The 10,611-nt window shown below is 49.4% G+C and carries 9 protein-coding genes, 1 riboswitch and 1 other annotated feature; of the genes, 1 reads left to right on the plus strand and 8 read right to left on the minus strand.

Annotated elements, in window-relative coordinates; genetic code table 11:
• Nucleotides 1-7: 7 nt before the first annotated feature.
• Genes cobT through AC1DLI_RS28950 form a run of 4 tightly spaced genes read right to left on the minus strand, consistent with a single transcriptional unit; the run spans nt 8 to nt 3,920 of the window.
• Complete coding sequence (cobT, locus tag AC1DLI_RS28935; RefSeq protein ID WP_477608350.1) at nt 8-1,075, minus strand: nicotinate-nucleotide--dimethylbenzimidazole phosphoribosyltransferase; 1,068 nt, start codon at nt 1,073-1,075, stop codon at nt 8-10.
• 25 nt (nt 1,076-1,100) lie between these two features.
• The gene (locus tag AC1DLI_RS28940; protein WP_477608352.1) at nt 1,101-1,889 is read right to left on the minus strand and encodes a heme ABC transporter ATP-binding protein; all 789 of its coding nucleotides are present in this window, start codon (nt 1,887-1,889) and stop codon (nt 1,101-1,103) included.
• Nucleotides 1,886-2,923 (minus strand): FecCD family ABC transporter permease, encoded by a 1,038-nt coding sequence (locus AC1DLI_RS28945; RefSeq protein ID WP_374992103.1) that lies wholly within the window; start codon nt 2,921-2,923, stop codon nt 1,886-1,888. The genes AC1DLI_RS28940 and AC1DLI_RS28945 overlap by 4 nt, the downstream gene beginning before the upstream one ends.
• A gap of 4 nt (nt 2,924-2,927) precedes the next feature.
• Nucleotides 2,928-3,920: an ABC transporter substrate-binding protein gene (locus tag AC1DLI_RS28950; RefSeq protein ID WP_477608354.1), complete on the minus strand. Its 993-nt coding sequence runs from the start codon at nt 3,918-3,920 to the stop codon at nt 2,928-2,930.
• 145 nt (nt 3,921-4,065) lie between these two features.
• A riboswitch (cobalamin riboswitch) is annotated at nt 4,066-4,223 on the minus strand.
• A 189-nt stretch (nt 4,224-4,412) separates the two neighbouring features.
• Here AC1DLI_RS28950 and AC1DLI_RS28955 point away from each other — a divergent pair.
• Nucleotides 4,413-4,856 carry a FixH family protein gene (locus tag AC1DLI_RS28955; protein ID WP_477608356.1) on the plus strand — a complete coding sequence of 148 codons (444 nt, stop codon included), beginning with the start codon at nt 4,413-4,415 and terminating at the stop codon, nt 4,854-4,856.
• 5 nt (nt 4,857-4,861) lie between these two features.
• Here AC1DLI_RS28955 and AC1DLI_RS28960 read toward each other — a convergent pair whose 3' ends face one another.
• The 4 genes from AC1DLI_RS28960 to AC1DLI_RS28975 all read right to left on the minus strand — a co-directional run.
• On the minus strand, nt 4,862-5,548 hold the full coding sequence (locus tag AC1DLI_RS28960; protein ID WP_477608358.1) for a sulfite exporter TauE/SafE family protein: 687 nt from the start codon (nt 5,546-5,548) through the stop codon (nt 4,862-4,864).
• On the minus strand, nt 5,545-7,839 hold the full coding sequence (locus tag AC1DLI_RS28965) for a heavy metal translocating P-type ATPase (RefSeq protein ID WP_477608360.1): 2,295 nt from the start codon (nt 7,837-7,839) through the stop codon (nt 5,545-5,547). Before AC1DLI_RS28965 ends, AC1DLI_RS28960 begins: the two co-directional genes overlap by 4 nt.
• Before the next feature lie 71 nt (nt 7,840-7,910).
• Nucleotides 7,911-9,782 carry an arginine--tRNA ligase gene (locus AC1DLI_RS28970; RefSeq protein ID WP_477608362.1) on the minus strand — a complete coding sequence of 624 codons (1,872 nt, stop codon included), beginning with the start codon at nt 9,780-9,782 and terminating at the stop codon, nt 7,911-7,913.
• Between the two features lie 71 nt (nt 9,783-9,853).
• Nucleotides 9,854-10,086, minus strand: a binding site (T-box leader).
• An 85-nt stretch (nt 10,087-10,171) separates the two neighbouring features.
• Nucleotides 10,172-10,611 (minus strand): hypothetical protein (locus AC1DLI_RS28975; RefSeq protein WP_477608364.1); only part of this gene is annotated, 440 nt, incomplete at its 5' end.

Below are 10,611 nucleotides of genomic sequence, written 5' to 3' on the forward strand. Positions count from 1 at the left end.
TCATCACCTAGCCCTTGGTTACGCCTGCGCTTTCAAAGGTCGCCATCTCCTGCATAAGAAGAAGCGCAGCGTCAATAAAATGAAAACCTAATACAGCACCCGTACCTTCGCCAAGCCGCATCTCCAGCTGCATCATCGGAAGTAAACCAATCGATTCCAGCAGCTTCAAATGACCCTGCTCATGGGAAAGATGAGATGCCACCATATAGGACAAAGACTGCTTTGTAATTCGTGAAGCAACAAGCGCTGCTGCGGAAGAAATATATCCGTCAATGACGACAAGGCAACCGTTAGCCGCCGCACCGATAATGACGCCTGCAAGTCCGGCGATCTCGGCACCGCCTACCCTAGCCAGCACATCGATAGGATCAGCATCAGCATCCAGCTCATTTACAGCAATCGCCCGCTTCACGACATCCACCTTATTTAACCAGCTCGAATCATTAATCCCCGTACCACGTCCAACCGATTCTTCCGGTGATAACCCGGTTAAAACCGTTGTAAGAGCCGCGCTTGCTGTCGTATTGCCGATGCCCATTTCACCTGTAGCAAACAAGCGGAAGCCGAGCTTAAATTGTTCGTTAACGATATCTACACCGACCATGATCGCTTTAAGGGTTTCTTCCCTTGTCATCGCGGGCTGCTTCGCCATATTGGCGGTACCCCGCACAATCTTCCGACTAAGAAGCCGTTCATGCTCTAAATCTGCATTAACCCCAATATCGACGCATATTACTTCCGCTCCTGCTTGCCTTGCCAATACGTTGACAGCCGCTCCCCCATTCAAGAAGTTCATTACCATTTGAGGAGTCACTGCCTGAGGAAACGCGCTTACTCCTTCTTCGCAGACCCCATGATCGCCAGCCATAACAATGACTGCTTTACGCGATAAGTCCGGCCAGAGATGACCCGAAATTCCCGCAATTTGTGACGCAATCGCTTCGAGCTTGCCCAGACTGCCCGGCGGCTTCGTTAAGGAATCAGAGTGCTGCACTGCCTGGGCCGCAGCCTCTTCGTCGAAGGGTTTAATTTTCTTAATCGTTTCTACTAGCTGTATGTATAAATCTTCTGCCATTCCAATCACTCCTTCTCTAGCATTTTTATGATTCAGATCTTAAATTCGGCTGCAGCATAATTTGCGGCGCAGCGGTCACGGGATGGGAGATAACGGTAGTCTTCGTCTCATATACCCGCTCAATAAGCGAAGGTGTGAGCACCTCATGCGGCGTTCCTGCTGCGGCAACCTTCCCTTGATGCAGCACGACAAGTTCGTCGCAATAAAGTGCGGCCAGATTTAAATCATGGAGAACTGCAATAACCGTAAGATCTCGTGTCTGCTGCCAAGCCCGCACCGTGTCAAGCAGCTGTACTTGAAAACCAATATCTAAATAGGTCGTCGGCTCATCCAGCAAAATAATAGACGGCTCCTGCGCCATTAGTTTCGCCAGAGCCACGCGCTGTCGTTCCCCTCCGCTAAGCTGATCCATCTTGCGCTGCTCCAATTCTTGCAGTCCCATCGCGGTAAGCGCCTCATTGATAATGGTATCCGAATCCTTCTCATCACTGCCCAGCCAATTCTGAAACGGATACCTTCCCATACTGACAACCTCGCGTACCGTGAAGCCTACTGGAGGAAGACCGCTTTGCTGCAGGACAGCCATTTGCTTGGCAAGATGCTTTCTCGGATAGGAAGACAATCTGCGTCCATCAAGGCGTACGTCACCGCTTTTCGGCCGCTCCACACCGGACAGCACCTGCAGCAGCGTTGATTTGCCGACGCCATTTGGTCCAATTACGCCATACATTCGCCCTTTTTGAAATAAACAGGATAATTCATTTAGCACTACTCTTCCCTGAACGGTCTGGGTAATGCTGCGCGCCTCTATCATAACGTGCCTCCTTGCTTCATCTTCCGCCTATGCAGCAAATAAGCAAAGAACGGCGCTCCGATCAACGCGGTAACGACGCCTAGCGGAATTTCTTTTGGCGTCAATGCCATCCGTGCAAGCGTATCTGCCCAAAGGACAAATACACCGCCTCCGATCGCGGACAAAGGAGTAATTAGACGATAATCTGGGCCCACCAGCAGACGAATCAGATGAGGGACAACTAAGCCGACGAAGCCAATTACGCCGGACACAGAAACAGCCGCCGCCGTAAGCAGCGTCGAGCTGATTAACACAACCAGCTTCGTTCGTTCAACGTTTATGCCTAGATGGGCCGCATGCCGCTCTCCTAAAACAAATAAGTTAAGCGATTGGCCGTAGGCAAGCAGCAGAGGGAAGCCGAGCGCAAGAAACGGGATTAGCATATATACGTTTTCCCAGCTTCTCATGGCTAGCGATCCCATTAACCAAAATAAGATTTGATTGACTACACCCTCAGACATGGAAACCATAAAGGAAACAAAAGCGCCTAAAAAGGATTGAATGATGACCCCGGAAAGAATAAGCGTTTCAATATGCATAACCCCTTTATTACGTGACAGCCAAAAAACACCTAACAGCGTAACGGTACCTGTTCCGAAGGCTACAAGCGGAATCGTCCACATGCCGAGTACGGTTTGAAGTCCGAACAAAATGATGAATGCCGCACCTACCGAGCTGCCAGAGGCAACGCCAAGCGTATAAGGATCAGCTAATGGATTGCGCAGCACCCCTTGAAAACCTGTACCCGCAAGCGCAAGACAAGCGCCGACAAGCACGGCAAGCAGCACACGCGAGAGTCTTACCTGCGTGACAATAGCAATTTCCCCAGGTGAATAAGAAGTTTGGTTGTCCGAAAGCCAAGGCAGCTGGTGCAGCAAAATGCCCCATACATCGCGAACCGAGATCCCGGACGAACCAATAGTTAAACTAACAACGATAGAAACAGCAAGAAGGAGCATAGCTGCTCCTCCATACCAAGCTAATTTATAGGTCATAGGATTATTTTACGAGATCCGGATGAATCACTTTGGCAAGCTCGAGCAAACCGTCTGCCAGTCGCGGACCTACGCGGACGAGCGGATTTTCGGTCACTGCAAACATTTGCTTGTTCTTCACCGCATCGATGACATCCCAGCCTGGGCGGCTCTCGATACCAACAACGATCGGATTCGGGTCCTCCTTCAGATCAGGGTAAATAATGAGTGCCGGGTTTTGTGTCACAACTTCTTCAGCGTTAACCTCGTACCAGCCAGAAGAACCAGCAGAGATGTTGTTACCTCCAGCCAAGCTCAGCAGCTCATCAAGGAAAGTGCCCGAGCCAACCGTCCAGCCCGGTGAAAATTCTAAATATACCTTCTTTTTCTCTACATCTTTTACAGCATCCGATACCTGCTGCTTTACATCGCGCATATGATCAGCTACGGCCTTAGCTTCGGATTGTTTATTCATAATATGACCTAAATTTTCGATTTTGGCAATAACTGCATCATAGGTAAGCGGATCAGTCGCATACACCGCAATTTTCAGCTCGCGCAGCTTGGTAATTGCATCTGTATTCAGTGACGATGAAGCAAGCACGAGATCGGGATTCAAGGCTACGACAGCTTCTATATTGGTTGTCATATCGCCAACCTTCGGCTTCGAAGCAGCCTCTTCCGGATAATCGCTCCATTGATCGACACCTACGACTTGCTCTCCCGAGCCAATGGCATAAATCGTTTCCGTTTCACTTGGTACAAGCGTAATGACCTTGGTTGGCTGTTTTTCAAAAGTAATTTCTGTTCCGGTATCATCTTTAATCGTCAAAGGATATACCGTCGTATTCGCAGCTGGCGTTGGCTCAGTCGACGCTTCCTGCTCCGTATTGGCCCCTTGTTGATTGTTCTGGTTTACTGCATTCTTGTCAGCCCCGCACGCGCTCGTAACGATAAGCATCATGGTGAGAAGCAAGCCAAGCAGTATTTTCATCATATTGCGGTTAATTCCATTCATCTTTCACTGCACCCCTAATCATTTATTTCGTATAAATAAAAAAAGCATCCCTGGCTAATGTGCCAGAAATGCTATCATACGCTTTTCCCAAAAACAGCTAAGCGATAAGCTTCTCCAACACTGTACCTAAGTCCACGTAGGTTTAAGTGTTTAATTTAGACAGGCAGATTTTCTGACTCGGCTAGCACAGTACATCTATATTACTGCTGCGCTGCCTTACAGTGGCGGGTCCGTGCCGGATTTAAACCGGGCTTCCCTATTAAGCATCAATGAGTTCCAATAAGCTATCGCTTCCTTATCGGACAAACTCTTATCCGCACCTGTCTATAAACTATGAAATTATCCGTTGTTAATATACACTGTCCTTTTGATTTTGTCCAATACAATTGGCACTCCTAACCCTGATCTATTACGTTCTGCTTCATAGAATTACTGCATAGGTAACTTAAAAGTGCTTTATCCAATACAGTCGCACGAAGGAGGTTAAGCAACATGCTGCCGCATCATAAAGAACATTCGTCACTATTCAAGTTCGTCTTTTTTTTCATAATCATTGCGCTGCTTGCCGGTATAGCATTTATTTGGCTTCGCCCGGGCGATGAAGCGCCTCCGCCTGTTACTGAGCATGCTTTCGAAGAAGGAAATATCATTTGGACAATTGACGCATACCCGGCCAAAGCACTTCACCGCAATAGCTTTATAATCGATTTGACCGATCTGAATGGAAGCCCCGTTAAAGGCGCGTCCTTACACGTAAAGCTTGAAATGCTCGATATGGTTTGCGGCGATTATGAATTCAACATGGACGAATCTGCACCCGGAAAATACGAAGGTGATGGCGTTCCATTAATGGCAGGTACTTGGAAGGCTACCCTAACGCTTGAGATGTCTGATCATACCTATACCATCGTTAGGCTCCTACGAGCAGTCCACTAGAACGTCTACCACAACCACGGGTTGATCGATGGAATCAAACCATTAACAGCAAGACCGCGCAAAATTGAAATAACGCCGACCGCAATAGCTGTCACCAGGCTTGCTTTGCGCATAAACCTGCGCCATTTTTTGTTTGCGAAGGCTGCGACAGATGCAGCAAGCGCTAATGCGGGAAAAGTGGATAAGCCGAATAACGCCATGACAGCCGCACCTTCCAGCCCGGAGCCGGTAGAGGCGGCTGTCATCTGCATCGCGTAAGTCAATCCGCAGGGAAGGAAGCCAAACGCGATTCCCGTCGCCAGCAAATGCAAGGTTTCTTGCTGCTCGGAACGTTTCGCGCCTCCAGCCAAGCGTTGGTGAAGGAAGGATGATAACCGGTTCATCAGCGGCAGCTGGAATCTCCGCCACAGCCACAGCAGCAAGAAACAGCCGCCGATGATGGAAGCTAAGCCTTGTACGCCTGCAAATTTGCCAGCCACGTCAACAAAAGAGCCAACGGTGCCCATTACTGCACCTAACGCGGCATAGGATAAAATGCGTCCCGCATTGTACAGCAGCATGGATTTCCTCAACGTTGCCGCGGAATTCAGAGACACGGCTGATACGATTCCCCCGCACATCCCAATGCAATGCGGTGCGCTGAATAAGCCGGTCAAAATAATAAAGCCGATTTGCTGCCATGTTAGCGTCATTGATTTAGCCCCGACTTACGCCTAAGCTGGCCGCTCAGCCGAAGCGCGTTCCCGACAACGGAAACGGAGCTAAGCGCCATAGCAGTGCCTGCCATCCATGGTTCAAGCAGGCCAAATGCCGCAAACGGTATGACAAGTACGTTATATACAAATGCAAACGATAAGTTTTGCCTGACGTTACGAATCGTAAGCCGGCTTATTCTAATCGCTTCAGGTATCGCCTGAAGCCTTGAGAATAATAAGGTCATGTGCCCTGCGCTCAGCGCGGCGTCCGTCCCCTCCCCCATGGCAAGGCCGACATCCGCAGCCGCCAAGGCCGGAGCGTCATTCCAACCATCGCCCGCCATGGCTACGCGTCTGCCTTTTCGCTTCAGGCGCTCGACAAGCTCAAGCTTGCTTTCTGGCAGCATAGAAGCATGCACCTGCGCAATGCCTGCCGCTTTGGCGGCAGCGAGCGCCGGCGCCTCGTGATCGCCAGTGGCGAGAACAGAAGCAATGCCCAGCTGCTTTAATTGTTTAACCGTTTCTTTGGCATTTGCTTTAACTCTGTCACTGAATGCGACTGCACCGACGCATATATCCTCTAGCGCCAGATATAGAACCGTCTCCCCTAATTGTTCATGAAATTTGGCAAAAACGATGACTTCGCTGTTCAACGGCCACTTCCGCTCGCCAGCATACTTAGCGTTGCCAATCGAGAACTTCTGCTCTTCAACATCCGCTTCAACGCCTCCACCCGGCGTAAATACGTGGTTGCTGGAAGCCGGAATAACGAGTCCTAGCTTAGCGGCTTCAAGTCGAATAGCTACGGATAGAGGATGCGCCGATTCCGCTTCTGCGGCAGCTGCCTTTCGCAGCAATGCTGCTCGGTTGCCCTTCACGGCCAATATTGCGCTCACCTGCGGCTTTCCTTCGGTTAGCGTCCCGGTTTTATCAAAAATAATCGTTTGGATGCTCGCCAAGCGTTCCAGAGCTCCCGCTTCCTTAGCGATTATTCCTTGCTTAGCCAGTCTCCCGGATGCGATAACTAACGAGATTGGAGCAGCCAAGCCTAGCGCGCAGGGACAAGCCGCAAGCAAGACGGCAATCCCGCATATGAACGCTTTGCTCCAGTCTCCCGGCTCGAGAAATAACCCCCACATGATGACGGTCACCACGGCGAAAATCAGCATAACCGGAACGAACCAGCCTGCCGCCGCATCAACATTACGCTGAATGGCTGACTTCGAGCGTTGGGCGAGGCGGACCAGCTCCTGAATGCGGTTTAGCATCGTATCATGACCGGCAGCCTGCGTGCGGATCCGAAGCTGTGCCGTTTCATTTCGCGTTCCGGCCCAAACCTGGTCACCCTCACGTTTGGCAACTGGTAAACTCTCGCCTGTCAGCAAGGACTCATTCGTGGCTGATTGCCCGGCGATTATCATTCCGTCTACCGGGATAATTTCACCAGCCAGCACGATAATGATGTCGTCTGCTCGAACGAATTCCGTCTGCAATCGTACAATTTCGCCTGCCCTCTCAACGACGGCCGTTTGGCTCTGTAGCTTGCTGTAACCGTCAGACCCGCTCTGGGCTTTTAGCGATGCCGAGGTTTCAATGTATTTGCCCAGCAGCACGGCAGTCATTACGACTGCCGATGTCTCGAAATACAAGGGAGGCGCATGGGCGGCTGTTTCGGCAACCGGTCGGAATAAGCCATTTTGAAAAACCACATAATGGCTGTATAAATAAGCTGCGGTCGTCCCGATTACGACCAACACATCCATATTCGCGCTTCGTTCCCGCAGAGCGTGATACGCGCCAAAATAAAACGGCATGCCAATCGCGAATTGTATGATCGTTGCAAGCGATAGCTGCAGCCAAGGAAGGCTCAGCCAACCCGGCAAATAGGCAAGTAAAGGCTGAAGCAGCGGAATATGCTGGAGCATGCTAACTAACAGCGGCAGCGTAAGAAGTGCGGATATGACGAGCCTTATCCTGAGAACATCATGCTCCTTACGCAAGCCTTTTTTTGCGGTTTCATTCAATAAAGCTATAAAACCCAATTGCTTTACCCGCTCAGCGATTTGCTTGGCTTCCACTCGTTCAGGCTTAAACTGCACCCACGCCGTTCGCAGCGGAAAGCTGACAGCAGCCATCTGAACGCCTTCCATTTTGCTGACTGCTTTCTCAATCCTTGCCGCACAGGCAGAGCAGCTCATGCCATGCACCGCGAAATCTATCGTCAGGCCTTTTTCCGATTCATTTTGATTGACCGTTTGCTCCAACTTGCGCACCTGCCTTCCATTCATCGCCCTTTACGCCTGTACCTCTGCGTTTAACTATATGACAGGCAATCGGATTGCATGAATGGAACCTGTGGCTACATGCGGTTTGGCGTTGGAATTCCTAATATTTCAAGCACGTCCTTCATCGTGCGCATATAGCGCTCAGTGAGCCAAATACGAAAGTCTTTGGTTTGGCCTTCTGCCTTAATCACCGTGCAAGTAGCATAGAAATGATTAAACAGCGTAGACAACTCATACACATACGTGCACAGCTGGTTAGGAGACAACTCATTTACGGCTGCTTGCAGCGTTTCAGGCCAATAGGCAAGCTGTCTCAAGAGCGAGTGCTCCTGAGCTTGGAGCTCACTCATATCCAACAAGAAACGATTCGTAAAAGCAGACTCGCCCGCATTCTTCAAAATACGGCTCGAGCGCGCATAAGAATACATCAAATATACGCCCGTGTTGCCGGATATCTCCATCGCTTGCTCTAGATCAAAGACGATCTCCGTCTGTAAATGGAAGCGGAGCAAGTAATAACGGATCGAGGCTGCAGCAATCGCATGACTGGACAAACCTCCTTTCTTCGATTGCTTAGCGGCAATCATTTGCTCCATTTTTTCTAGAAACTCCGCAATTTTGATGCCGACGCCCTGCCTGCCGGACATCGCATAGGCATGTTTGCCGTCAGAAGTATCGATACCAAGTCCCTTTGCCGTTTCTGGGCTTAGCGATACAACTCCATAGCTAACATGATGCAATTGATCCGCCTGTTTCTGGAAGCCTAACGCTTGCAATGCTTGCTTGACCATTGCTTGCGGATATTCTTGGCGCTGGTCTATCACGTTAATTACCATATCGGCGCGGCCGATTTTCTTTCTGACTCCACTGGAATGCGTTGTCCATAGGCGGTCCTCAAATTTTTTGTAGCGAAAATCCTGCTTCAGCAGTCCAAACTTCCAAAGATGGTAAGCGATATCCTTAGCCGTATAGGTTAAGATGCCGTTTGAGCGAACGAGCACCTTGTCGGTTTGAAACTCCGATTGTTCGTCTGCCTCTCCTTTATCCTCTGAATGCTTGAGCACAAAGCAGCCCTGAAGCTTCCCTTCACTCTCTTGACGAAATATTTGCGTCGATTGCAGCAGCTCAAACGCACGCGCCCAGAAGCCTTCACGCACAATACGGCTCTCCCATACGAGGACATCGTAGGTTATTCCGAACTGCTTCATTTCCTCGACATGTTCTCTTACGATACGCTCTGCTACAAGCAGGCCCATCCAAGCTGTATTGGAATGGCCTTCCTCAAGCTCGGTTAGAACTCTCGTGCGTTCCTTAAGCAGCTCAGGCTGCTCCTTATAGGCTTTGTTGATGCTTGCATATGTGTCCCAGCAATAATCCCCAAAACGTTCATGCGGCTGTGCATGCTTTGACTGAAGGATTCCAACTAACGTATCGGCCAGCTGGTTGCCCAGATCATCGATATAGTTATGCACCTCAACCAGATACCCCGTTCTTCTCAGCATGCGAGCGATCGTATCGCCGACGCAGGAATTTCTTAAATGACCGATATGCGCTGATTTATTTGGATTAATCGACGTATGCTCAACAAGCACCTTCTGGTTGCCGGAAAGATTAATCTCTGCCGGCGAAGACGTTTGTTCAGCCCACCAAGACCAATTCAAATAGAAGTTAAGAAACCCGGGCGGAGCCAGCTCGATCTTAGCAATCGCTGCTGAAAGGCTTGGGTGCTTAAGCAGCCTTTGTCTAAAATCATTCGCGATTTGCAGCGGAGCCTGCTTCAATACCTTTGCCAATTGCATTGCGATGTTGCTGCTGTAATCGCCATGCGCAAGACTAACGGGATGCTCGACTGCAATTTTAAGCTGTTCCGGTCGTACCGCATTCGCCTCCAGCAGTATGCTTTGCGTCGTTTCTTCTATCGCGCCGATAATTTGTTCATGAATCATACGTATGCCTCCCATCGATTAATACGAGTGTAAAAAATACTAATGCAAATAAAAAAGCCCCCGTCTCTAAAATAAGAGACGAGAGCTTTATAGATCCCGTGGTACCACTCTAAGTGCCAAGCCTAATATCGGCTTAGCCCCTCGTTTTCGTAACGGTCGATGACCGGATTTGCCTACTTCTGCATGCACGGTTCGGCAAACCATTTCTTGGACCCGCTTCATCTCAGACTTCCGTACCGGCTTCCACTGACCCGGCTCGCTGTGACTATCCGTCAAAGATTACTGTTCCAATCGCTAATGTTTTCATTTCCAATTGATTGCTTAAATGTATTTATACAGGATGTGATTTCATGTGTCAAGTGGGAGTGGGAATATCAGGACACTCATCGCTACAAACATTTCTGTTCATTCTCGGTAACCCCTTCATTGTCTATAGTAATTAGTGTTCTGCCGGAGAGCGACTCTGTGTATCCGCATGCACTGGTTTCTTCGATGTGCCCTCTGCCGTCCGTATACTTCAAATAGACGGCGCCTTCTCCCGCTAAGCTTAATTGCGGTCTTATCCGCAAGCTTTCGCCTGATTTAATTTTTCCGGAGAAGTAATCCTTCTCTGTTCCTGACACGATTCCCATTTCTACCGAAACGATATCATAGTCCGATTCATTATTTATCGTTACGGAAAAACGCTGAAAATAACCGAAGTTATCGGTATTCTTTCTCACGAAACCAAACACTAAAACGACTAATATCAAAGATAAAACGCCCATCAACATCCATCCTATTTTCTTGTCCACTTTTATTCCTGCCTTCTGAAAAGTTAATTTGATTT

The sequence above is a fragment of the Paenibacillus sp. 01T443 genome (assembly GCF_056398325.1).